21 protein-coding genes and 2 tRNA genes are annotated in these 22,727 nt (G+C 64.5%); 12 read left to right on the top strand and 11 right to left on the bottom strand.

What is annotated here, in order from left to right; all coding sequences use genetic code 11:
• The first annotated feature begins 21 nt into the window (after positions 1–21).
• Genes J4H85_RS01815 through trxA form a run of 3 tightly spaced genes read left to right on the top strand, consistent with a single transcriptional unit; the run spans position 22 to position 3,716 of the window.
• Positions 22–2,328 (top strand): DUF6049 family protein, encoded by a 2,307-nt coding sequence (locus tag J4H85_RS01815; RefSeq protein WP_208236329.1) that lies wholly within the window; start codon positions 22–24, stop codon positions 2,326–2,328.
• Positions 2,329–2,386: 58 nt separating this feature from the next.
• Positions 2,387–3,355, top strand: coding sequence for a thioredoxin-disulfide reductase (gene trxB / locus J4H85_RS01810; protein ID WP_208236327.1), 969 nt, complete (start codon positions 2,387–2,389; stop codon positions 3,353–3,355).
• 37 nt (positions 3,356–3,392) lie between these two features.
• The gene (gene trxA, locus J4H85_RS01805) at positions 3,393–3,716 is read left to right on the top strand and encodes a thioredoxin (RefSeq protein WP_208236325.1); all 324 of its coding nucleotides are present in this window, start codon (positions 3,393–3,395) and stop codon (positions 3,714–3,716) included.
• Between the two features lie 82 nt (positions 3,717–3,798).
• Here trxA and J4H85_RS01800 read toward each other — a convergent pair whose 3' ends face one another.
• The 8 genes from J4H85_RS01800 to rpmH all read right to left on the bottom strand — a co-directional run bounded on the left by J4H85_RS01800 (position 3,799) and on the right by rpmH (position 8,842).
• Positions 3,799–4,848, bottom strand: a complete 1,050-nt coding sequence (locus J4H85_RS01800; protein WP_208236323.1) for a ParB/RepB/Spo0J family partition protein — start codon at positions 4,846–4,848, stop codon at positions 3,799–3,801.
• A gap of 2 nt (positions 4,849–4,850) precedes the next feature.
• A complete protein-coding gene (locus J4H85_RS01795; RefSeq protein ID WP_208237274.1) occupies positions 4,851–5,747 on the bottom strand; it encodes a ParA family protein in 897 nt (298 codons plus the stop codon).
• A 115-nt stretch (positions 5,748–5,862) separates the two neighbouring features.
• A complete protein-coding gene (gene rsmG / locus J4H85_RS01790) occupies positions 5,863–6,522 on the bottom strand; it encodes a 16S rRNA (guanine(527)-N(7))-methyltransferase RsmG (protein ID WP_307863317.1) in 660 nt (219 codons plus the stop codon).
• A 10-nt stretch (positions 6,523–6,532) separates the two neighbouring features.
• The gene (locus J4H85_RS01785; protein WP_208236319.1) at positions 6,533–7,033 is read right to left on the bottom strand and encodes a Jag family protein; all 501 of its coding nucleotides are present in this window, start codon (positions 7,031–7,033) and stop codon (positions 6,533–6,535) included.
• A 10-nt stretch (positions 7,034–7,043) separates the two neighbouring features.
• Entirely contained in the window at positions 7,044–7,994 is a 951-nt protein-coding gene (yidC, locus tag J4H85_RS01780; protein ID WP_208236318.1) for a membrane protein insertase YidC, read from the bottom strand.
• A 5-nt stretch (positions 7,995–7,999) separates the two neighbouring features.
• A complete protein-coding gene (yidD, locus tag J4H85_RS01775) occupies positions 8,000–8,308 on the bottom strand; it encodes a membrane protein insertion efficiency factor YidD (RefSeq protein ID WP_279592009.1) in 309 nt (102 codons plus the stop codon).
• Positions 8,308–8,682, bottom strand: a complete 375-nt coding sequence (rnpA, locus tag J4H85_RS01770) for a ribonuclease P protein component (RefSeq protein ID WP_208236314.1) — start codon at positions 8,680–8,682, stop codon at positions 8,308–8,310. Before rnpA ends, yidD begins: the two co-directional genes overlap by 1 nt.
• A 22-nt stretch (positions 8,683–8,704) precedes the next feature.
• Positions 8,705–8,842: a 50S ribosomal protein L34 gene (gene rpmH, locus J4H85_RS01765; RefSeq protein WP_208236312.1), complete on the bottom strand. Its 138-nt coding sequence runs from the start codon at positions 8,840–8,842 to the stop codon at positions 8,705–8,707.
• Between the two features lie 450 nt (positions 8,843–9,292).
• On the opposite strand from rpmH, the gene dnaA reads away from it, so the two are divergent.
• From dnaA to J4H85_RS01725, 8 genes are all read left to right on the top strand, one after another.
• On the top strand, positions 9,293–10,717 hold the full coding sequence (dnaA, locus tag J4H85_RS01760; protein WP_243893368.1) for a chromosomal replication initiator protein DnaA: 1,425 nt from the start codon (positions 9,293–9,295) through the stop codon (positions 10,715–10,717).
• A 398-nt stretch (positions 10,718–11,115) separates the two neighbouring features.
• Positions 11,116–12,258: a DNA polymerase III subunit beta gene (gene dnaN / locus J4H85_RS01755; RefSeq protein ID WP_208236308.1), complete on the top strand. Its 1,143-nt coding sequence runs from the start codon at positions 11,116–11,118 to the stop codon at positions 12,256–12,258.
• A 10-nt stretch (positions 12,259–12,268) separates the two neighbouring features.
• Positions 12,269–13,543, top strand: a complete 1,275-nt coding sequence (gene recF, locus J4H85_RS01750; protein WP_208236306.1) for a DNA replication/repair protein RecF — start codon at positions 12,269–12,271, stop codon at positions 13,541–13,543.
• A 142-nt stretch (positions 13,544–13,685) separates the two neighbouring features.
• On the top strand, positions 13,686–14,024 hold the full coding sequence (locus J4H85_RS01745; RefSeq protein ID WP_243893297.1) for a DciA family protein: 339 nt from the start codon (positions 13,686–13,688) through the stop codon (positions 14,022–14,024).
• Between the two features lie 200 nt (positions 14,025–14,224).
• On the top strand, positions 14,225–16,219 hold the full coding sequence (gene gyrB / locus J4H85_RS01740) for a DNA topoisomerase (ATP-hydrolyzing) subunit B (protein ID WP_208236302.1): 1,995 nt from the start codon (positions 14,225–14,227) through the stop codon (positions 16,217–16,219).
• The gene (gyrA, locus tag J4H85_RS01735; RefSeq protein ID WP_208236300.1) at positions 16,209–18,764 is read left to right on the top strand and encodes a DNA gyrase subunit A; all 2,556 of its coding nucleotides are present in this window, start codon (positions 16,209–16,211) and stop codon (positions 18,762–18,764) included. The genes gyrB and gyrA overlap by 11 nt, the downstream gene beginning before the upstream one ends.
• A complete protein-coding gene (locus J4H85_RS01730) occupies positions 18,757–19,164 on the top strand; it encodes a DUF3566 domain-containing protein (RefSeq protein ID WP_208236298.1) in 408 nt (135 codons plus the stop codon). Before gyrA ends, J4H85_RS01730 begins: the two co-directional genes overlap by 8 nt.
• A gap of 72 nt (positions 19,165–19,236) precedes the next feature.
• Positions 19,237–19,313, top strand: a tRNA-Ile gene (locus J4H85_RS01725).
• 76 nt (positions 19,314–19,389) lie between these two features.
• On the opposite strand, the gene J4H85_RS01720 is transcribed toward J4H85_RS01725, so the two are convergent.
• Entirely contained in the window at positions 19,390–20,880 is a 1,491-nt protein-coding gene (locus J4H85_RS01720) for an MFS transporter (protein ID WP_208236296.1), read from the bottom strand.
• Positions 20,881–21,024: 144 nt separating this feature from the next.
• Here J4H85_RS01720 and J4H85_RS01715 point away from each other — a divergent pair.
• A tRNA-Ala gene (locus J4H85_RS01715) sits at positions 21,025–21,097 on the top strand.
• Between the two features lie 52 nt (positions 21,098–21,149).
• Here the strand turns inward: J4H85_RS01715 and J4H85_RS01710 are convergent.
• Positions 21,150–21,833: a tyrosine-type recombinase/integrase gene (locus J4H85_RS01710; RefSeq protein WP_243893296.1), complete on the bottom strand. Its 684-nt coding sequence runs from the start codon at positions 21,831–21,833 to the stop codon at positions 21,150–21,152.
• A gap of 303 nt (positions 21,834–22,136) precedes the next feature.
• Positions 22,137–22,721, bottom strand: a complete 585-nt coding sequence (locus J4H85_RS01705) for a dihydrofolate reductase family protein (RefSeq protein ID WP_208236294.1) — start codon at positions 22,719–22,721, stop codon at positions 22,137–22,139.
• Between the last annotated feature and the right edge of the window lie 6 nt (positions 22,722–22,727).

Here is a 22,727-nt window from a genome sequence, read left to right as displayed (position 1 = left end):
CCGCCTCCTACACTGAATCGTATGCCCCGCTCCCTGCTCCTCCGTGGAACCACGGTGCGCGATCGGGTGCGAGCGTCGGCGGCAGGAGCCCTCGCGGTCTTGCTCGTCGCTTCGGGGTGGAGTGCGTTCCCCGCGGCAGCCGAGACCGTCGACGACGCGGAACAGCCGATCGAGTCGGAGCAGTCGGATCCCGACCTGGCTCCGGAACCCGAACTGGTCGTGGCGCCTGCAGAGCCGGTCTTCGCCGCTGCGGCCGCCGACTTCGAGTTCACGGTGCTGATCCGCAACCCCGGTGACGAGCCGCTGCCTGCCGGGCAACTCGACCTCGCGCTCGACGACGAGCGGGCCACGGTACCCGAGGACCTCGACGGCGCGTTCCCTGAACTCGCGCAGAGCGTCGCCTCCACCGAGATCGGGGCGACCGACGCGGAGGGGGAGCAGAGCGTGACCGTCACGGTTCCCCGCGACGACTTCCCGCTCGACATCGACTCAGACGCCGGCGTGTACCGGGTGCAGGCCTCGATCACACCTGCGGCGGACGATGCCGATGACAGCGCGGATATCGTCGAACCGCCCGAGCCCGCGCTGTCGTCGGTCGTCTGGCGGGGCCCGGGCAGTAGCGCGCAGGCGACCGTCAGTTTCATCGTGCCGCTGGTGCTCACGAGCGAGACCGGCGCGATGCCCACCCGAGCGCAGTTGTCGAACGCGGCCGCGCGCCTCTCCGGACTGCTCGACGTGGCCGAAGCGCACCACGGCACCCTCGCGATCGACCCCCGACTGGTCGCCGGCATCCGCGCCTACGGAGACGGGGCGCCCGCCGTGGCCTCCGAGTTGTTGCAGCGACTGGAGACGACGTCGCTCGACTCCTTCTCACTCCAGTTCGGCGACGCGGATCCGGCGGCGCAGGCGGCTCTCGGACTCGACGAACTGTTGCAGCCGGGCGACCTCTCCTACGTGACACGCCACGGGACCTTCGCCGAGGACGCCGCGGACGTGGAAGCCGACGCGGCTGCGGACGCCGCGACGACCGATGCCGAGGACCCGGAAGACACGAGCGCCGACGCCGCGGGAGCGGACGTCGACGACGGCGCGCAGACCGACGAGAACTCCGACACCGCCGACGCCGCGGGAGCGTCCGGTGCGGACTCCGCGGGAGACGCCGACGGCTCGGATGCCGCAGCAGACGTGCCGCCGAACGCCCCGTCGCAGGAGGAACTGCTGGCATGGGACGACACCGTCGCCACCGCCTGGCCCGCTCCAGGCGAGGTCGATCGGCGCACGCTCGATCTCGTCTCCTCCTCGGGTCTCGAGCGGGTGATCGTGAACTCGGCGAACGTCGAGCAGACCGACGGGCCGCGCAGTCGGCTCTCGGGAATGGATGCCGTCATCACCGATGCGCGCGCCGATGAGGCGCTCGCGCGCAGCATTCGAGACGAGTCGCCGGCGGACCGGGCGGCCGGACTCGCGACGGCCGCGTCCGTGCTCGCCTTCAGCACCAGCGACGACGCTCCGAGCATCGTGATCGGGCTCGATCGCGGCGCGATCGGCGACGCCGAAGACGCGACCTCGGCGATCGAGACGCTCACGGGGATCAGCTGGGTCAACTCCGCTGCAGTCGAGGATCAGCCGTCGGGCTCCAGCGAACTGCGCGATGGCACGACACTGGAACCTCGAGCCGAGTTGCTGCAGGCAGCACTCGGGCGCGAACCCGAGATCACCCGCTTGTCCGACCTCCTCGTCCACCCCGAATATCTTCCGGGCTACCAGCGCGCCCGGCTGCTCCCGCTCTTCGCCACGCGATACGCGACGGTGAACAGCGACTTCGATGCGGTTGCCGAACGCTTCCAAGCGCGCGATCGGGAGCTGCTCAGGGGAGTCCATGTCATCAGTTCCGAGCACACCCAGCTGCTCGGCGCCTCCTCGCGCGTGCCGCTGCAGATCCACAACTCGCTTCCGTTCGATGCCGAGGTCACGGGTGCCGTGACACCCGCATCGGCCGCGGTCTCCGCGCCCGAACGAGAGATCGAAGCGACGCTCGTGCCCGCTGAGGGCAACCAGACCGTGCTCGTCCCGGTTCGCGCCCGCGTCTCGTCCGGTGAATCGGCACTCATGATCGAGCTCTCGGATCGCGCCGGGTCAGAGGTCTTCTACTCGGGAGGGCAGCCGCTCAGCATCCGCGCGGCGGTCGAGCGGATAGCCCTCATCACCGTCGGCTCACTCGCCGCGCTGCTCCTCGGATTCGGAATCTGGAGAAGCGTCCGTCGTCACGGTCGCGGCCGTACCGGCACGGAGGATGCCGCTCAGGGCGAGGGAATATCGCGCACCTAAGATGGGTTACACCTCATCGGGCGGAGCCGCTCGACACGCCTACCCCTCAGGGAGTCTCATGCAGCAGATCATCATCATCGGTTCTGGGCCAGCCGGATTCACGGCAGCCATCTACGCCGCGCGCGCCGAGCTCTCGCCCGTGCTGTTCGCGAGCCAGGTCGAGCCCGGTGGCGAGCTCATGAATACGACCGAGGTCGAGAACTTCCCCGGGTTCCCCGAGGGGATCCAGGGGCCAGAGCTCATGATGCAGATGCAGCAGCAGGCCGAGCGGTTCGGCACGCAGGTCGTCTACGACGATGTGGCGTCCGTCGAGCTCCAGGGCGACATCAAGCGCGTGACCGCGAGCGACGGCACGGTGCACGAGGCGAGCACCGTGATCTTCGCCACGGGCTCGGCGTACCGCAAGCTCGGACTCCCCGAGGAGGACCGGTTCTCCGGTCACGGCCTCTCCTGGTGCGCGACGTGCGACGGGTTCTTCTTCAAGGAGAAGACGATCGCCGTGGTCGGCGGAGGCGATTCCGCGATGGAAGAAGCGACGTTCCTCACCCGCTTCGCCTCGAAGGTCTACGTGATCCACCGTCGCGACTCGCTGCGGGCATCGAAGATCATGCAGCAGCGCGCCTTCGACAACGAGAAGATCGAGTTCATCTGGGACTCCGAGGTCGCCGCGATTCACGGCGAATCCGAGGTCACCGGGATCACGCTGCGCAGCACCGCGGACGGCACCGAGCGCGACCTCGCGCTCGAGGGGCTGTTCGTGGCCATCGGCAACGATCCGCGCGTCCACCTCGTGCACGGCCAGCTCGAGCTCACGAGCGAGGGCACGATCGCCGTCGAGGGCCGCAGTTCGCGCACGTCACTGCCCGGTGTGTTCGCCGCCGGTGACGTGGTCGACCCGACTTACCGCCAGGCGATCACGGCCGCCGCGTCGGGCACGACCGCGGCTCTCGACGCCGAGCACTACCTCGCGGCTCGTCCGACCACCGTGTCGGCCGACACCGAGGTCACCGCACCGGCCGCCGTCTGACCCACCGACCCCACCCGTTCAACCGTAAGGAGGCAGCATGTCCGCAGCCACTACCGTCACCGAATCCACCTTCACCTCGGAGGTCCTGCAGAGCGACGTGCCCGTGCTCGTCGACTTCTGGGCCGAGTGGTGCGGCCCGTGCCGCGCCGTCGCGCCCGTGCTGGACCAGATCGCGTCCGAGCACGAAGGCAGCATTCGCATCGTCAAGGTCAACGTCGATGAGCAGCCGAACCTCGCAGCCCAGTACCGCATCACCTCCATTCCCGCGATGAAGGTCTTCAAGAACGGCGAAGAGGTCACGGAGATCATCGGTGCGATGCCGAAGCCCGCGATCGAGGAGCGTCTCAGCGGCATCATTTGAGTCGCGAGCCGTTGTCCGGCATGAGTGAGGCCCCGAGCGCAATCGCGTTCGGGGCCTCACTCATGCCGGGGGGGCGTACGGCTCAGTTGAATCCGGGGTCCCCGAGCTCGCCGAGAATGCGCTTCAGATCGCCGATGGTGGCGAAGTCGATGATGACCTGGCCCTTCTTCGCACCGAGCTTCACGGCAACGCGCGTGTCGAACCGGTCGCCGAGCCGCTCGGCGATGTCGGCGAGCTGCGCCTGAACGCCGCCGGCGCGCGCCTTCGGGGCCTTGCGCTTCGGCGTCTCGCCGGCCGCGGCTTCGGCCGCACGGACCGAGAGTCCCTGGTTGACGATCTTGTCCGCGAGATGCTGCATGCCGTCGGCATCGCCGTCGAGCGACAGGATCGCACGCGCGTGTCCGGCGGTGAGCACCCCGGCGGCGACGCGCGCCTGTACGGCTTCGGGCAGGCGCAGCAGTCGGATCGTGTTCGAGATCTGCGGCCGGGAGCGACCGATGCGCTCGGCGAGCTGCTCCTGCGTGATCCCGAAGTCGGCGAGCAGCTGCTGGTAGGCCGATGCCTCTTCGAGCGGGTTCAGTTCCGCGCGGTGCAGGTTCTCGAGCAGCGCGTCGCGCAGCATGTTCTCGTCCGCGGTGCTGCGGATGATCGCCGGAATCGTCTCGAGCTCTGCACGCTTCGACGCGCGCAGACGACGCTCGCCCATGATGAGTTCGTACCGCGCGCTGCCGTCCGTCGGCACCGGCTCGATCGGGCGCACGACGATCGGCTGGAAGACGCCGAACTCGCGAACGCTGTGGGTGAGCTCCTCGAGGGCCTGCTCATCGAATTCGGTGCGCGGCTGAACGCGGTTGGGAACGATGTCATCGACCCGCAGTCGGCTGAGCGTCGCGCCCGGAACCTCCTGCAGGTCCTCCGACCCCCCGTCGGCCGGGTCGGCAGCAGGGCCGGTGACGACGTCGCCCACCACCTGCGCGGCGGCGCCCGTCGTCGCGACGGGGGCCTCGTCGGCGGCACCCCCCTGCTCGCGCTGCGGGAAGAACACGTCGACGGGCCGATCCTCGGTCTGCGAACCCTGGGGGATGAGTGCCCCGATACCGCGCCCGAGGCCACCGCGCTTCTTAGTCGCCACCGTTATGCTCCTTCGTGGATGAGGGGTTTCGAACGTTCGGCGAGTTCTGCCGCCGCTTCGAGGTACGCCAGTGCGCCGATCGATGCGCGGTCGTACGCGTGGACGGTCTGTCCGTAGCTCGGCGCTTCCGAGATGCGCACAGAACGGGGAATGACGGCTTCCATGACCTCGGAGGGGAAGTGGGATCGCACCTCTTCCGCGACTTCGTTCGCCAGATTGGTCCGCGAGTCGTACATCGTGAGCAGAATGGTCGAGACGACGAGCTCGGGGTTCAGATGCTTCTGAATGAGTCGAATGTTGCCGAGCAACTGGCTGAGACCCTCCAGCGCGTAGTACTCGCACTGGATCGGGATCAGCACCTCCCGCGCCGCGACGAACGCGTTCACGGTCAGCAGTCCGAGCGACGGCGGGCAGTCGATGAAGACGTAGTGGAAGTGATGCTCCGCCTCGCGCAGGTACTGCTCCAGCGCCGTGCGGAGACGCTGCTCGCGCGCGACGAGCGAGACGAGCTCGATCTCGGCGCCGGCCAGGTTGATCGTCGATGGCACGCAGAAGAGACGCTCGTGATCGGTGGTCGGCTGAATCGCATCTTCGATCCCGCTGTCACCCAGGAGCACTTCGTACACGCTCGTCACTTCGGGTCGATGCATCACGCCCAGCGCGGTCGAGGCGTTGCCCTGCGGATCCAGATCGATGACGAGCACGTTCGCGCCGCGCCGCGCCAGGGCAGAGGCCAGGTTGACCGTCGTCGTCGTCTTGCCGACGCCGCCCTTCTGGTTCGAGACCGTGATCACGCGGGTCTGCTCGGGCAGGCTCGATGTGATCTCCTCGAGGCGACGGCGACGACGCACCTTGTCGGCGAGGTGATCGCCGACCAGCGATTTGCCGGCTCCGCTCATGCGCTTCTGCACTCCTGTCGCGAGATCGAGGGTCATGTGCCGCATCTCTGAAGATGCAGCCGGTACTACTGTACGGCCTGCCCCCGACAGGAACCTATCCGACCCGACCCGCGGGTCACGCAGGTCGCTGCACGACAGCGCGGAACGCTCGGGTGGTCTCGTCCAATTGACCGGCGCCGAGCTCGCGCACCTCGACCTCGGTGACGCGGTGCGCGCGCAGCGCCTTCGCCGCCGCATCGATCTCGGACTGCACCGAGACCCCTTTCAAGAACAGCATCTCCCCGCCGTTGCGCAGCAGGGGAGCGGTGAGCGGCACCAGTTTGCGCAGAGCCGTTACCGCTCGGGCGGTGACGATGTCCACCTCCCACGCGCCGTGGTATTCCTCGGCTCGACCGCGGAGCACCTCGGCATTTTCCAGGCCCAGGGTCTCGATCTGCTCGCTGAGCCACGCGCACCGTCGCTCCATGGGCTCGATCAGGCGGAAGTGCGCATCGGATCGCAGGATCGCCAGCACCAGGCCGGGGAGTCCGCCACCGGTCCCGATATCAGCAACACGCGCTCCCGGAGCGATGAGCGGGGCGAGCACCGCGCAGTTCAGCACGTGACGCGACCAGAGTCGCTCCGCTTCCTGCGGACCGATCAACCCGAGAAGCTCGCCACGCGTGCCGAGATCATCGGCGAAGCGCCTCAGCACGCTGATGCGATCGCCGGCCAACTCGCTGGCGACGGCCGGCTCAGCCTCGATCACGGGCGCACCGGTGCCCTCCTGTTTCACGTGAAACCCCTCAGGCGGCAGTGATGACGAGGCGCCGGTCACGGCCCTCGCCGCGCGACTCCGAACGGTATCCGCGATCCGCCACCTCATCGTGCACGAGCTTGCGCTCGTACGACGACATGGGCTCGAGCGCGACCTCGGCGCGTCCCGCTGCGATCTGCGCCACTGCGGCATCGACCAGGCCCTTGAGTTCACCGGCGCGCGCCTCGCGCGAACCGGCGATATCGAGGATCAGGCGTGAGAAGCGTTCCGTCTTGGCCTGGGCAGCGAGACGCGTGAGATCCTGCATGGCCTGCACCGTGTCCGGGTTCGCGAGTCGATCGAGATCCTGGCCTCCGCCGTTGACCGCGAGGTACACACGACCCGAAGCGACATTGATGTCGATGTCCCCGTCGAGGTCGGCAATGTCGAGAAGTCCCTCGATGTAGTCCGCGGCGCGGTCACCCTCGGTCTCGAGCTCCTCGATGGTCGGCTCGTCGCGGTGCTGCTGATTCACTGCGTTGTCGGTCATCGACGCCGCCTCACTTCTTCTTCTTCTTGGAGCGCTTCGCACTCACCGGCTGCTGCCTCTGGCCCTCTGCGGTCTTCTTGCCGTTGATACGGTCCATCTCCGCTTCCTGCTCCTCGTCGAGCTTGCCCTTCGCGCGCAGGCGCTCCTGGCGCGCGCGCCATGCGTCGCTGCCCGGGGTGGGCATGTTGCGGATGACGATGAACTGCTGCGCCATCGTCCACAGGTTCGAGGTGAACCAGTAGATGTTCAGCGCGAGCGGGAACATGTACCCGGAGAAGAGGAACGCGAACGGGATGATGTACAGCAGAATCTTCTGCTGACGGTACATCGGCGAGTTCTTGGTCTCGTCCGACACATTCTTCGACATGATCTGCAGCTGCGTGAAGAACTGCGATGCGATCATGAGCACGACGATGACGCCGAGCAGGATCACCACGGTCCACTCGCCCTGCTCCAGCGCCCCGCTGAAGTTCAACGCGAGGGGGGCTCCGAAGATCGAGGCATTGTTGAAGCTCTCGGTCAGCATCGCATCCATGAAACCGATGCCGGCGCGGCCCTCGGACGCGCCTCGAAGCACGTAGAACAGCGAGAAGAAGATCGGCATCTGGATCAGGATCGGCAGACACGAGGCGAACGGGTTCGTGCCGTGCTTCTTGTACATGGCCATGGTCTCGCGACTCATGGCCTCGCGGGAGAACTGGTCGCTCTTGCCCTTGTACTTCGCCTGGATCTTCTTCATCTCCGGCGCGATTTCCATCATGCGCCGTTGCGACTTGATCTGTCGCACCGTCACCGGGATCAGCGCGGAGCGCACGACCACGACGAGACCGATGATGGCGAGCACCCAGGTCACGCCGCTATCGGTATCCATGCCCACCGAGGTGAACAGCCAGTGCCATACCCACAGTACGAGCTCGACGAGCCAGCGGAGCGGCCAGAGGAGTGTTTCGATGAAGTCCACCGGGATCAGGCCTTTCGGTCGATTGCGCGGACGAATCCGCGGGAGTTCGTGGTCGTACGGCGCCGCTGCGGCGCCGGTACGTCGTCAATGCCGCCCCGACTCCACGGATTGCACCGCAGCAGCCGCCACAGTGTCAACGCCGAAGCCCGGACGAATCCGTGCTGCTGGTACGCCTCTAGAGCGTACCGAGAACATGATGGATGATACCTGCACACCTGCCCGTACAGCGGGGAGATCGCGAAGCGATACGCGCGCATGACGGCGATGGAGACGTTCCGGGGCGACAACCAGATGACGGACAGCAGCTGGCGCATCATCTGCGCTCCCGCTCGCCGTCCGCGGCCTCGCACCGCCAGCGCTCCACGCGGTCGAGCGCGCGGTTCATGTCGGCTTCGAGTCGACTGAATGACGCCTCTGCTGCCGCGGGGTGCGCGCGGAACACGACATCGCCGCCGCGGAATCCCTCATGCAGCCGACGCTCGACGACGGTCTTCATGCGCCGCCTCACCAGGTTTCGCGTGACCGCATTGCCGACGGCTCGCGAGATGATGAATCCGAAGCGCGCTGAATCTTCACCGACATGCAAAACCGCGTGGGTGGTGCAGGTCGCACCACCCACGCGGCGGCCGGCGCGTGAGACACGCCGATAGTCGTCCCCCCGAGTGATGCGATGCTGCCGTGCGGGCATGATTCACCAGGAGGAATCGGAATTACGCGGTGAGCTTGGCGCGGCCCTTGCCTCGCCGAGCCGAGACGATGGCGCGACCCGCACGGGTGCGCATGCGCGCGCGGAAGCCGTGGACCTTCGCGCGGCGGCGGTTGTTGGGCTGGAACGTACGCTTGCTCATAGTGAACTCCGTGACTTGTGGAATGGATCCCCGGCGCTCGTGGCACAGAGGAAGTCGGATGCGGGCAGGCCGGAACACGGCTCGCCTCTACAAGATATCTACTGTAAGCGCAAATAGCCTGTCCGTCAAAAGATTCGCCCCAGGGGAGAGCTGCCCGGACACGCATCGGATGGTCGTCGCCACGCCATGGACGCCCCAGCCAGTGCTCAGACGGTATCGCCCGACATCGACGCGGAGTTCGGGTTTGTCTGTGGAGAGAAGTCTGAGTAGCGTGGGCATGAGTTGGTGTCCGCAACCGGGCATCCCAACGCTCGCGGGAGTTCTGAGCACGATATCCTGTGGATAGCAGTTGGGGATAACCTTCCCGCGAGACGGGATCAATTCGGACCGGATGGGCACGTGACAGAGGACGACGTTCAGAGAATTTGGGCGACCGTGACGCACGCGGTCATGGCCGATCCCGAGGTCGGGCCGGCGGTCGGCGCGCAGCTCGCGCTCGCAGTGCCGCGCGGAGTGGGCGGCGGCACGCTCTACTTGGCAGTGCAGCACGACTTCACGCTGAAGCTCCTCGAGAACCGACTCCGGCAGTCGATCATGCACGCCATGTCCGGCGTCCCTGAAGCGCAGGAGATCGAGAATTTCATCGTGCTCGTGGATCCTGACGCGCAACCGGCGATCGATCCGGATCCCGGCGACGTCAGGCCTGAACGGCAGGCACCCGCGCACGCCGCTCCGTCTCATGCCGCCGCGGTGCAGGCGGACGCCACCCACCGGGACACCGTCATCGACTCGGTGCGCTCCATGCACGAGTCGTTTGCACGGCCCAGCTCCCACGATCAGGTCGATAGCCGCCTCAACGAGAAGTACCGCTTCGACAGTTTCGTGATCGGCCAGTCCAACCGGTTCGCGCATGCCGCTGCCGTCGCCGTCGCCGAAGCCCCGGCCCGCGCTTACAACCCGCTGTTCATCTACGGCGATTCAGGGCTGGGCAAGACCCACCTCCTCCACGCGATCGGTCACTACGCTCGAGAGCTCTTCCCCGAAGTCCGCGTGCGGTACGTGAGCTCGGAGGACTTCACGAACGACTTCATCAACTCGATCGCGAACAACCAGGGTGCCGCGTTCCACAGCCGCTATCGCAGCGTGGACCTGCTGCTCGTCGATGACATCCAGTTCCTTGAGGGGAAGGCGGAGACGCAGGAGGCGTTCTTCCACACCTTCAACACCCTGCACGACCACAACAAGCAGGTCGTGATCACCAGCGATGTGCAGCCGAAACAGCTCAAAGGCTTCGAAGAGCGCATGCTCTCCCGCTTCGAATGGGGCCTCCTCACCGATATCCAGGTTCCCGATCTGGAAACCCGTATCGCCATCCTCCGCAAGAAGGCGCAGCGCGAGAACCTCGAGATCGACGACAGCATTCTCGAATTCATCGCTGCGAAGTTCACATCGAACATCCGTGAACTGGAAGGAACGCTGATTCGGGTGACGGCCTTCGCGAGCCTGAATCAGCAGCGCATCGATATGCCGCTGGTGCAGACGGTGTTGAAGGATCTCATCTCCCTCGATGAGGACAACGAGGTGCAGCCCTCCGACATCATCGGCAAGACCGCGGAGTACTTCGATCTCTCCGTCGACGACCTCTACGGTCCGTCGCGTGCGCAGCAGATGGCGACGGCTCGGCAGATTGCGATGTACCTCTGTCGCGAACTCACCCCGCTGTCGCTTCCGAAGATCGGTCAGTTGTTCGGCGGCCGGGACCACACGACGGTCATGTACGCGCACAAGAAGATCAGCCAGCTCATCGCCGAGCGCCGTTCCATCTACAACCAGGTCACTGAGCTCACGACGCGCATCAAGCAGGGAAGCCGTTAACCCGACTTATCCACAGTTTCTCCAGAACTTGTGGAGTGCTGGGGGAAACGCCGCCGCGAATGTGGATGAAAATGATCTCGCTGTGAGTCGCGCTTCGAATGACAACTTTGGCGTTTTTCTGCGGATCGAATCTCTCCACCCCACTCCCACAACTGACAGTCCTGTAGTTCCCAGTCCACGCATCGCGTGTCGTAGGTTATCCACAGAATCCACAGCTGTTAACACCGTTAACACCTCCCATTCATTTTTCAGGCATTCGATCACGCTCTCCGGAGGAGCGACCCCGAGTGTCGGAATCACAAGTGTGCGAAGATGGTGAACCTCAGTGCTGTAGTCTCGTGACTCACGCAAGTCCGCGGCGCGATCGAGTGTGCCTGTCGAAGGATCGAGGAGTCTCCATGCGTTTCACCGTCAACCGTGACGTGTTCAGTGATGCCGTCTCCTTTGCCGTGAAGCTGCTGCCCCAACGACCTACTCAGCCTCTGTTGAGCGGCGCCCTCCTCGAAGCTGAGGATGGCGCTTTGACGATCAGCTCATTCGATTACGAGGTGTCGTCGCGCACGTCCATCACCGCCGAGGTCTCCGACGCCGGACGAGCGCTGGTATCGGGTCGCCTCTTGGGCGAGATCGCTCAGCGGCTGCCCCACTCGGACGTCGAAATCACCCTCGCGGAGAGTCGAGTGCAGGTACGTTGCGGCTCGGCGAACTTCTCGCTGCCGGCGATGCCGGTGGAGGAGTATCCTCAGGTGCCGCAGGTGGACAGCGTCACCGGTGCAGTACCGGCCGATGCCTTCAGTGAAGCCGTGGGTCAGGTCGCTACAGCAGCATCGAAGGACGATGTCACCCCCGTGATCACCGGGGTGCAGTTCGAGGTGAGCGATAATTCGCTGACCTTGACCGCGACGGATCGGTACCGCGTGGCCACACGAGGCATCGACTGGGAGAACACTGCCGGAGTGGAATCGGCCACGGCTCTGGTGCCGGCGAAAATCGTCACCGAAGTCGGAAAGACCTTCTCGGGCGCGGGTCAGGTCCAGGTCGCCATCGTGAAGGATGATGACCGGGAGCTCGTCGCATTCACCGGTGGCGATAAGACGGTCACGTCTCTCCTGATCAAGGGCAATTACCCGCCTGTGGGCCGGTTGTTCCCGACCGAGGTCGACAATTACGCTGTCGTGAGTTCAGCCGAGCTCGCCGAGGCCGTCGGACGTGTGGGTCTGGTGCTGGAGCGCGAAGCCGCGTTGCGATTCACCTTCTCCGAGGGCAGTGTCACGCTCGAGGCTGCGGGTTCCGAAGCAGCTCAGGCCGTCGAAACGGTTGACGCTCACCTGGTCGGTGACGACATGGTGGTCTCGCTGAAGCCCCAGTTCCTCCTCGACGGCCTGCGTTCCACTCATTCCGAGTTCGCGCGCATCGCCTTCACACGTACCGACAACCCCGGGAAGCCCGGGCCGGTATTGATCACCAGTCAGCGCAGCAAGGACGACACGGACGAGTCCGAGTTCCGGTACCTGCTGCAGCCGAACCTGCTGCTTCGCTGAAGGTCGTCTGATGCGAGTGGCTCATCTCTCGCTCGTGGACTTCCGCAATTATCACCACGTCGAACTTCCGTTGAGTGCGGGCGCCAACCTCATCGCCGGGCAGAACGGCCAAGGGAAGACCAACCTGGTCGAAGCGATCGGGTACTTCTCTGGACTGCGCTCGCACCGTGTTTCGGCGGACGCACCTTTGATCCGATCAGGCGCGGATGCCGCGGTATCTCGGATGCGGGTGGCGGTGGGCGAGCGCGAGGTGCTGCTCGAGCTGCAACTGAATCGGGATCGTCCGAATCGGGGTCAGGTCAACCGGGGGAATGTCCCTCCCCGCGAGGTGACACGTTGGTTCTCATCCGTACTGTTCGCCCCGGAAGATCTCTGGATCGTCCGCGGAGACCCGTCGACGCGACGCCGGTTCCTTGATGAGGCCGTTACTGCGTACCGTCCGGCGATGTCCGGTGTGATCGCCGACTATGAGCGAGTGCTGCGACAGCGAACGACGCTGTTGAAGTCAGCGCGCGGCGGGGGGAGTCGCCGCGCGGCCGCTGAAGCGACGCTCAGCGTCTGGGATGAACAGTTGGTAGCGTTCGGCTCCCAGATCATCGTGGCGCGTCGTGCGCTCCTGAGTCGACTGATCCAACCCGGGCGCCGTGCCTACCGGACACTCGTGGAAGCGGACCATGGTTTCGACTTGTCGATGAAGGAGTCGTTCTCCTGGAGTGATGTTTCACGTGAAACGAGTCCAGAGAGCGCGAGTGAAGCGACTGTTTCACGTGAAACAGTCGCTGATGCGTTCGCTCATGCATTGGCTCGCTCACGCGAGCAGGAGTTCGAGCGAGGCGTCAGTCTTGTGGGTCCGCATCGGGATGACCTCCATCTCTCCTTGAACGATCTGCCCGTCAAGGGGTACGCGAGTCACGGCGAGACGTGGTCTTTCGTTCTCTCGCTCCGACTTGCGATAGCGGAGGTCTTGCGAGCGGAGGACCCAGCCGGCGATCCGGTGATCATCCTTGACGACGTCTTTGCCGAGCTCGACGCGACTCGGAGAAATCGTCTGATGCGGGCGGTGCATGACTTCGAACAGGTGATCGTCACTGCCGCCGTGCGGGAGGACGTCCCGACCGACGCGGAGTGGCGCATTTCGGAGATTTCACGGGGGAACATAGTCAAGCCGGATCTCCAGCAGACTCCGGAGAATGCGTTTGAGCGAACGATTTCCACAGATTTCGCTGCTTCGGCGGGTCCGTCCGGCGGTGTTGATGAGTCTTCAGAACGTTTGACCGATGAGTGACGACACGCTTCCATTCACGACCGAGTCGTACATGCACGCGAAATCGGTGTGGAAAGGCGTGCCGATTCGTCGGAAGGCGAGAGCCGTGTCCGCTTCCGAAGGCGATAGCGTACCGTTCGGGAAGGGGCGGGAGCCTCGTCCCTTGGAGAGTATTCTGCAGTTCACCGCGCGACAGATGGGGTGGACCGAGGAACTGGCGCAAGCGCAGATCATCATCGACTGGGCCCGGTTCGTCGGAGATCGTCTCGCCGGGCACACCGAGATCATCGGTATACAGAACGGCATTCTGCAGGTGCAGTGCGATTCGACGAGCTGGGCCACCGAGCTTCGTCGGCTGCGCGGCGAGATTCTCACACGTATGATGGAGGAGTACCCGGACGCCTCGATCGGAGACATCCGGTTTCTGGCGCCCGGTGCGCCGACCTGGCGTCACGGTCCCCGTTCGGTACGTGGGAGGGGTCCGCGAGACACGTACGGGTGAGTACGGTGCGCCGCGGTCCGGTGCGTCGAGCGGTCGTCCACAGCTCTCCCACTGTTCTCTGGGGGACGACCCTGAGACGGAATCTCGTCTGAACGCTCATATCGGCCCGTTTCGCGGGCGAACATTGGTAGACTGAGGTCCGGAGAACCAGGCGTGAAGTTTCCGCGCTCTGAGACGGCAACAGAGAGATTAATGAGGGCATGAGTTCAGATACTTCCGCAAGTACAGATGAGTACGGTGCAGGAGCGATTCAGGTCCTCGAGGGACTCGAAGCCGTGCGCAAACGACCCGGTATGTATATCGGCTCAACCGGTCCCCGCGGGTTGCACCACCTCGTATCGGAGATCGTGGACAACTCGGTCGACGAGGCGTTGGCCGGGTACTGCGACACCATCGACGTGACGATCCTCGAAGACGGGGGAGTCCGCGTGATCGACAACGGTCGTGGCATTCCCGTCGACCCGCACCCGACCGAGGGTCGATCCACCGTCGAGGTCGTGCTGACCGTGCTGCACGCGGGTGGCAAGTTCGGCGGAGGCGGTTACGCTGTGTCGGGCGGCCTCCACGGCGTCGGGTCATCCGTGGTGAACGCCCTCTCGACGCGCTTCGAAGTCTCGGTGCAGCGGCAAGGTTTCACGTGGAACATGTCATTTACGAACAGCGTCCCGGATGCGCCATTGGCGCAAGGTGAACCGTCGGAGCAGACCGGGACGACGATCACGTTCTGGCCGAGCGCGGAGATTTTCGAAACGACCGATTTCGATTATGCGACGCTCAAGACCCGCTTCCAGCAAATGGCGTTCCTGAATAAGGGACTCCGGATCAAGATCACTGACGAGCGCCCACAGACTCCCGTTGAGGATGAGGAAGGCGAGGACGTCACACCGACGTCACTGCATGACGAGTTCTACTACGAGCGGGGCATCCAGGACTATGTCGAGCACCTGAACTCGACGAAGCGCGCCGAACTCGTGCACGAGGACATCATTGCGATCGAGGCCGAAGACACCTCGCGTAAGATCGCGGTCGAAATGGCTCTGCAGTGGACGACTGCCTTCTCGGAGAGCGTGCACACGTACGCCAACACGATCAACACGCATGAGGGCGGGACGCACGAAGAAGGGTTCCGTGCGGCCCTGACGACCCTGGTGAACCGGTACGCGCGCGACAAGAACCTCTTGCGCGAGAAGGACGACAATCTGTCGGGCGATGACGTCCGCGAGGGTCTGACCGCGGTCATCTCGGTCAAGCTCGGCGAGCCGCAGTTCGAGGGTCAGACGAAGACGAAGCTCGGGAACACCGAGGCGAAGGCGTTCGTGCAGAAGGTTGTCGGAGAGCAGCTGGGTGACTGGTTCGAGCGCAACCCCAACTCGGCGAAGGACGTGATCCGCAAGGCCATTCAGGCCGCGACCGCGCGCCTGGCCGCACGCAAGGCGCGCGAAACGGCGCGACGCAAGGGACTGCTCGAGTCCGGCGGTATGCCGGGCAAACTGTCCGACTGCACGAGCAAAGACCCCACGATTTCCGAGATCTTCATCGTCGAGGGTGACTCCGCGGGTGGCTCGGCGAAGACCGGTCGAGATCCCTTCACGCAAGCCATTCTGCCGCTGCGCGGCAAGATCCTGAACGTCGAGAAGGCACGCCTGGACCGAGCACTGAACAATGCCGAGGTGCAGGCGATGATCACGGCGTTCGGAGCGGGGATCGGCGAAGACTTCGATCCCGAGAAGGCTCGGTACCACAAGATCGTGCTCATGGCCGATGCCGATGTGGACGGACAGCACATCACCACCCTGTTGCTGACGCTGCTCTTCCGCTACATGCGCCCGCTGATCGATCTCGGCTACGTCTACCTCGCTCAGCCGCCGCTGTACCGCATCAAGTGGGCGAATGCCGAGCACGAGTACGTCTTCAGCGATGCCGAACGCGATATCCGGCTCGAGGCAGGAACGAGCAATGGCCGTCGCCTCATGAAGGAGAGCGGGGTGCAGCGGTACAAGGGACTCGGTGAGATGAACCACGAAGAACTGTGGGAGACCACCATGAATCCGGAGACGCGCACGCTGCTCCAGGTCACGATGGAGGACGCCGCCATCGCCGACGAGATCTTCGCGACCCTCATGGGCGAAGACGTCGAAGCCCGCCGTAATTTCATCCAGCAGAACGCGAAGGACGTGCGTTTCCTTGACATCTGAAAACGATCTCCCCGAAGAGCAGACCGTGGAGGCCGAGCAGGTCGTCGGTCACGGACGGATCGACCAGGTCGATCTGCAGCTCGAGATGCAGCGGTCGTACCTCGACTACGCGATGAGCGTGATCGTCGGGCGTGCGCTGCCCGACGTTCGTGACGGTTTGAAGCCCGTGCACCGTCGTGTGATCTACACGATGTACGACGGTGGGTACCGGCCGGACAAGGCGTTCTCGAAGTGCACGCGCGTCATCGGCGACGTCATGGGACAGTTCCACCCCCACGGCGACAGCGCGGTCTACGACTCACTCGTCCGACTCGTGCAGCCGTGGTCGATGCGATACCCGCTGGCACTCGGGCAGGGGAACTTCGGCTCACCCGGAAACGATGGCGCCGCTGCACACCGGTACACGGAGACCAAGATGTCCCCGCTCGCCATGGAGATGGTGCGCGACATCGATGAGGACACCGTCGACTTCCACGACAACTACGACGGCCGGACGCAGGAGCCGACGGTTCTGACGAGCCGATTCCCGAACCTGCTCGTCAACGGTTCGGTCGGTATCGCGGTTGGCATGGCGACAAACATCCCGCCGCACAACCTGCGCGAGGTCGCCGAGGGTGCGCGCTGGCACCTGGACCACCCCGATGCCACGCGAGAGGAGCTGCAGGACGCGCTCATCGAGCGGATCAAGGGGCCCGACTTCCCGACCGGGGCACAGATCCTCGGTACGCGCGGGATCCGCGATGCGTACCGCACCGGACGCGGATCGATCACGATGCGCGCCGTGGTCGACATCGAAGAGATCCACGGTCGCAACTGCCTGGTGATCACGGAGCTGCCGTACCAGGTGAACCCCGACAACCTCGCCGTGAAGATCGCCGACCTGGTCAAGGAGAACAAGGTCCAGGGCATCGCCGACATCCGCGACGAGTCGAGCGGTCGTACCGGCCAGCGCCTCGTGATCGTGCTGAAGCGCGATGCGATCCCGAAGGTCGTGCTCAACAACCTGTACAAGCACACGCAGTTGCAGGAGAACTTCGGCGCGAACATGCTGGCGATCGTCGACGGCGTGCCGCGCACGCTCTCGATCGACGGGTTCATCCTCGCCTGGGTGAAGTTCCAGGTCGAGATCATTGTGCGTCGTACCGAGTACCGCTTGAAGAAGGCCGAGGCGGAAGCGCATATTCAGCGCGGATACCTCAAGGCGCTCGACGCCCTCGATGAGGTCATCGCTCTGATCCGCAGGTCTCCGACCGTGGATGAAGCACGTGAGGGCCTCATGGGGCTCCTCGATGTGGATCAGATCCAGGCGGACGCGATCCTCGGTCTGCAGCTGCGCCGGCTCGCCGCGCTCGAGCGGCAGAAGATCCTCGATCTGGCCGCCAAGCTCGAGGCGCAGATCGCCGAGTATCAGCAGATTCTTGCCTCGCCCGTGCAGCAGCGGGAGATCGTTGCCGACGAGCTCGACGAGATCGTGCAGAAGTTCGGCGATGAGCGTCGCACCGAGATCATGCACGGATTCGACGGCGACATGTCGATGGAAGACTTGATCCCCGAAGAGGAGATGGTCGTCACCGTCACGCGCGGCGGATACGTCAAGCGGACGCGCATCGACAACTACCGTACCCAGCACCGCGGGGGGAAGGGCGTGCGGGGCGCGCAGTTGCGCGCGGACGACATCGTCGAGCACTTCTTCGTCACCACGACGCACCACTGGCTGCTGTTCTTCACGAACACGGGCCGTGTGTACCGTGCGAAGACATACGATGTGCCGGAGGGCGGTCGCGACTCCAAGGGACAGCATCTCGCGAACCTGCTGGCACTCGCGCCGGACGAGACGGTGACTCAAATCCTCGACCTGCGCGAGTTCCACAGCGGATTCCTCGTGCTCGCGACGCGCGAAGGACTCGTCAAAAAGACCGTGCTCGAGGAGTACGACACCAACCGTACGGGCGGCATCATCGCGATCCGGTTGCGAGAAGGAGACGAGTTGGTGTCGGCCTTCATCGCCGACGCCGATAACGACGTGCTGCTCATCTCGCGGCAGGGCATGTCGGTGCGGTTCACCGCCTCCGACCAGGCACTGCGGCCGATGGGGCGGTCGACGAGCGGTGTGCGGGGCATGAAGTTCCGCGAAGGCGATGCGCTGCTCACCGCACGTCGCATCGACGACGACGGATACGTCTTCGTGGTGACCGAGGGCGGCTACGCGAAGCGGACCGCGGTCGACGAGTACCGCGTGCAGGGACGAGGCGGATACGGCATCAAGGTCGCGAAGCTCGATGAGAACCGCGGCAACCTCGTGGGCGGACTCATCGTCGGCGAGACCGATGAGGTGCTCGTTGTTCTCGCCACCGGCAAGGTTGTACGGTCGAACGTGGCCGAAGTTCCCGCGAAGGGCAGGAACACCATGGGGGTCGTGTTTGCGCGTTTCCCAGAGGGTGATCGTATTATTGGCATCGCGCGGAATTCCGAGCGCGGGCTCGAGAGCGACGACACCGAGCCGGAGAACGAGATCGCCGAGAGCAAGGAAGACGTGAATGAGTAACACTGTCGCCGACAAACTGGCGCGGAAGACCCGCAAGAAGGCGCCGTCGAAGCAGGTGCGCCTGAAGCTGGTCTACATCGACTTCTGGTCTGCGGTGAAGTTCTCGTGCCTCTTGTCGGTGTGCATCGCCGTGGTGAGTGTCGTATCGACCGTGCTGATCTACGTCGTCCTCGTGCAGACCGGCGTCATGGATCAGGCCGACTCGCTGTTCATGGACATCGTCGGTGAAGAGAACAGTCTCATGAACATCCTGGGCTTCCCGCAGGTCGCCGGATTCGCCGTCGTCGTGGGGATCCTGAACGTGATCGTCGGCACCGCTCTCGGAGCCATCTCGGCGCTCGTCTACAACCTGCTCGTGCGCGTGCTCGGCGGGTTCCAGCTCGGCTTCACGAGCAACTGAGGTGTGGCTCGCCGATGCGCGGCTCGGATTTCAGTTTCGGCCGCGCATCGGGTAGAGTCATTTCTTGGTCACGGGGCTATAGCTCAGGCGGTTAGAGCGCTTCACTGATAATGAAGAGGTCCCAGGTTCAAGTCCTGGTAGCCCCACCAACATCCCCGGTTCTCCCGCAGCAGATGCGGACGGAACCGGGGTTTTTTTGGGCGCTCCGGGGAGCCGTCTGAGAACTCAGTCCGTGCCGCGCTGCTCGCGCTTGGTCGTCGCGAGATCGACTCCGCCGACGACCGCTGCCAGGGCGACGACCACGAGGATCGCTGCGAAGCCGACCGCGAGTGCGATGTCCCAGCCGGAACTGACTGCGATGCCGAACGCGAGGCTCGTGATGACGGCGATGCCGATCGATGTGCCGATGCGCTGTCCGGTCTGCAGGACGCCGCCGGCACTGCCGGCATAGCGGAGCGGCACCTCCGACAGGGTGAGGGTCTGGTTGGGGGAGACGACGAGTCCCTGGCCGATGCCGGTGAGCATGAGGGTGCCGAGCAGCCACCACTCATTGACGCCGACTTCGCCGTGGAGCAGTGCGACGCCCGCGCTCAGCACCAGACCGAGGGCGCCGATCCCGAGACCCCACAGGACGATGACGCGGCCGACGCGCACCACGTAGCGTCCCGCAATGGGGGCGGTGATCGCCCCGGCGAGCGCAGCAGGCAAGCCGATGAGACCTGCGGTGAGCGCGTCGTGGCCGAGTCCGATCTGCATGTACTGCGCGACGAGCAACCAGATGCTGGTGAATCCGACGAAGTACAACCCAATCAGCAGCGCGCCGTTCGCGAAGGATCGGGTGCGGAAGAGTTCCATGTCGACCATCGGAGTTCCCCCGCGTGCGCGGTAGGCGAGCTCCCAGCGCACCCAGCCGACGACGAGTCCGACCCCGATCACGAGACCGCCCCACACCCACCAGCCGAGTTTCGCCTCCATGAAGGCCACCATGGTGAAGAGGGTTCCGCCGGCGAGCAGCAGCATGCCGACCGGATCGAAGTCGATCTTGCCGCGCCGCCGTTGCGATCCGTCGACGACGGGGATGCCTGAGGTGGTGGAGCTCGGGTCGTCCTGCGGCACCGGGTGCCACGCCGAGGCGGGGAGGAAGGTGCGGGCGGCGACGATGGCCGCGAACGCGATGGGTACGTTCACGAGGAAGGAGGCGCGCCACCCCCATTCCTCGCCGAGCAGCGCGATCAGGCCGCCGCCGAGGATCGGACCGATCGCGACCGAGACACCGACGATGCCGCCGAACGCCCCGAATGCGCGGCCGCGGAGCTCGCCCTGGAAGAACTGTTGAATGATGCCGGTCACCTGAGGATTCAGCAGGCCAGAGCCGATCCCCATGACCACTCGCGCAAGATTGAGCACCAGGATGCTCGGTGCGAGCCCTGAGAGCAGGGATCCGAGCCCGAAGCAGGCGAGTCCGATGAGGAAGAGACGTCCGCGCCCCCACACATCACCCGCACGGCCCGCAGCGACGAGCAGGACGCCGAAGACGAGGGCGTAGCCCGAGACGATCCACTGCAAACCCGATGTGCCCGCGTCGAGCGAGTCGTCGATGGCCGGGAGGGTGACGTTGACGATGGAAACGCTGAGCAATGACATGAACGCCGGGACGAGGATCGTCGGCAGCACACGCCGCTGCTCTGCACTGAATCCGTTCGTCCCTCGCGCCATGCCGGCCTCCTGTCGTGTGCGGTTGTGGTGCGTCTGCAGCACTGACAGGCTACGCCTGTGGACTTGTGGGTGCGCAGGACACGCCTGCCGCAGTGCCCCGTTTTGCGCTGTCGTCTGCGGCCGGGTAACATGATTCCGGTACACGGGTCCTTAGCTCAGTTGGTAGAGCGCCTGCTTTGCAAGCAGGATGTCGGGAGTTCGAATCTCCCAGGATCCACAGAATAGAAGGCCCCAACTCCTTAGCAGTAGCAATGGAGTTGGGGCCTTTCTCATTGCTCGGACTCCTCCGGTGGCAACGAACTAGCAACAACTGCCGAAGCGCGAGCTTGATCTAAAGCGGTGGCAACGTCGTCTAGGTCGTCATCGAAGAGGTCGGCGTAGGTATCGAGGGTCATTGCCGCAGAGGCGTGGCCGAGCATGCGCTGCACGGCCTTCACATTCGCTCCCGCGCTGATCGCGAGAGAGGCAGCAGTGTGCCGGAGGTCGTGGGGTGTCACGCGTGACATGATCGGCTCCGGAGTTTCCCCGCGTTCAAGCGACGCTTCGGCGCGCGTGGTATCGGCAGCTATGCAGCGGTCCACAGCTCTGCTGAACCACCCCGAGCCCGTGCGCGGCAGAGGCATATACGCCTGTCCGTCGCCGAAGAGGACGCTGCGCGCGGCCTTCCCCTCCGTCCGCGCGCGAATCTCGCCGTCGAGGAACGCAGGGTAGGGGACCGTCCTTGCTTCGTGCGTCTTCGGCGTACCGACCTCGATATGGCTACCCACGGTCACGGCATTCTGCACGACGCTCACCCTTCGCCGCTCCGTATCGACGTGCTCGACATGAAGCCCCGACATTTCACCCCACCGAAGACCTGTGTACGCGAGGAACCGAACGATAGTCGGCTTGGAGGACGCAGTAGCGAGTTGTTCCACTTGTGCATGAGTCAGGTAGGGCTTGCCCTTGCACATTTAGAGCAAGGACTGCTCACTGCTCTGCGTGACTTCCGCACTGTCGCGTTATCGCGCGTCTTCAGATCGTCGCTCGCCCTCAATGTACGTGGGGAGGTGCATCATGCATGACACTGGAACCGTCGTCGTTGCCTCACACGACCGCTGGCTGCGCAAGCGGTGGAAAGGCCAGCGTTTGATGCTGTCCGACGTGATACGACAACTGAAATGGCAACAGATCGAGGTGCAACTACACTCGCGGCCACACGGGATGCACGGGCCACAACGCATTGGGCGAGTTGTGTGAAGTGATTGCCTAGTCGCTCACTTCACACCTTCACCGCATGTTCGTCCCTTCGGGCGATAGACCCGCCCGAAACTTCGCGGACTGTCCTCGTAGACCTCTACCAATTCCCACTCGATGTGGTGCCCACCGGGAACGTCAAAGATGCGGGTGCCATCGCCGAGGAACACGGGGACGACGAACACCTGCAATTCGTCGATAAGGTGATGTTCAAGCGCCTGTCGCGCGATATCGGCGCTGATGATCTGCACATCGCGCTCACCTGCAATATCCTGAGCGCGACGAACCGCTTCCACGATGTTGCAGTTCAATGGAGTGATGCTCGGGTCTTCGGCAAGTTCGTCCGGGCGGTGGGTCAAGACGAACTCAGTGCCAGACCAAGCGCCCCCGTATGCCTCGGAGGTGGTTTCATCTCGCTCACCCGCTTGAGCTTTCGCCGCGTCGTAGCCAGCGCGACCAGAGATGATCACCGCAACATCTGCTGCCATGCGTTCTATGGTTCCTTTGGCCAACGGTTCTGCACTGGTCATCCAGTTCATGTCGTGATGTGGTCCCGCGATGAAGCCATCTATCGAGGACGTGAATCCCCACGCTACCTTGCCCATTTCTCT

This window comes from Leucobacter tardus (assembly GCF_017583045.1).
GTDB classification, from domain to species: domain Bacteria; phylum Actinomycetota; class Actinomycetes; order Actinomycetales; family Microbacteriaceae; genus Leucobacter; species Leucobacter tardus.
Note: the sequence above shows the minus strand (reverse complement) of the source record. Positions and strands in the feature narration are given on the sequence as shown.

Bases quoted from the DNA above. Each gene is read 5' to 3' on its own strand.
- J4H85_RS01815 (WP_208236329.1), top strand. From the start codon at position 22: ATGCCCCGCTCCCTGCTCCTCCGTGGAACCACGGTGCGCGATCGGGTG.
- trxB (WP_208236327.1), top strand. From the start codon at position 2,387: ATGCAGCAGATCATCATCATCGGTTCTGGGCCAGCCGGATTCACGGCA.
- trxA (WP_208236325.1), top strand. From the start codon at position 3,393: ATGTCCGCAGCCACTACCGTCACCGAATCCACCTTCACCTCGGAGGTC.
- J4H85_RS01795 (WP_208237274.1), bottom strand. From the start codon at position 5,747: ATGAGCGGAGCCGGCAAATCGCTGGTCGGCGATCACCTCGCCGACAAG.
- J4H85_RS01785 (WP_208236319.1), bottom strand. From the start codon at position 7,033: ATGACCGACAACGCAGTGAATCAGCAGCACCGCGACGAGCCGACCATC.
- yidD (WP_279592009.1), bottom strand. From the start codon at position 8,308: ATGCGCCAGCTGCTGTCCGTCATCTGGTTGTCGCCCCGGAACGTCTCC.
- rnpA (WP_208236314.1), bottom strand. From the start codon at position 8,682: ATGCCCGCACGGCAGCATCGCATCACTCGGGGGGACGACTATCGGCGT.
- rpmH (WP_208236312.1), bottom strand. From the start codon at position 8,842: ATGAGCAAGCGTACGTTCCAGCCCAACAACCGCCGCCGCGCGAAGGTC.
- dnaA (WP_243893368.1), top strand. From the start codon at position 9,293: ATGGCCGATCCCGAGGTCGGGCCGGCGGTCGGCGCGCAGCTCGCGCTC.
- dnaN (WP_208236308.1), top strand. From the start codon at position 11,116: ATGCGTTTCACCGTCAACCGTGACGTGTTCAGTGATGCCGTCTCCTTT.
- recF (WP_208236306.1), top strand. From the start codon at position 12,269: ATGCGAGTGGCTCATCTCTCGCTCGTGGACTTCCGCAATTATCACCAC.
- gyrB (WP_208236302.1), top strand. From the start codon at position 14,225: ATGAGTTCAGATACTTCCGCAAGTACAGATGAGTACGGTGCAGGAGCG.
- J4H85_RS01730 (WP_208236298.1), top strand. From the start codon at position 18,757: ATGAGTAACACTGTCGCCGACAAACTGGCGCGGAAGACCCGCAAGAAG.
- J4H85_RS01720 (WP_208236296.1), bottom strand. From the start codon at position 20,880: ATGGCGCGAGGGACGAACGGATTCAGTGCAGAGCAGCGGCGTGTGCTG.
- J4H85_RS01710 (WP_243893296.1), bottom strand. From the start codon at position 21,833: ATGTGCAAGGGCAAGCCCTACCTGACTCATGCACAAGTGGAACAACTC.
- J4H85_RS01705 (WP_208236294.1), bottom strand. From the start codon at position 22,721: ATGGGCAAGGTAGCGTGGGGATTCACGTCCTCGATAGATGGCTTCATC.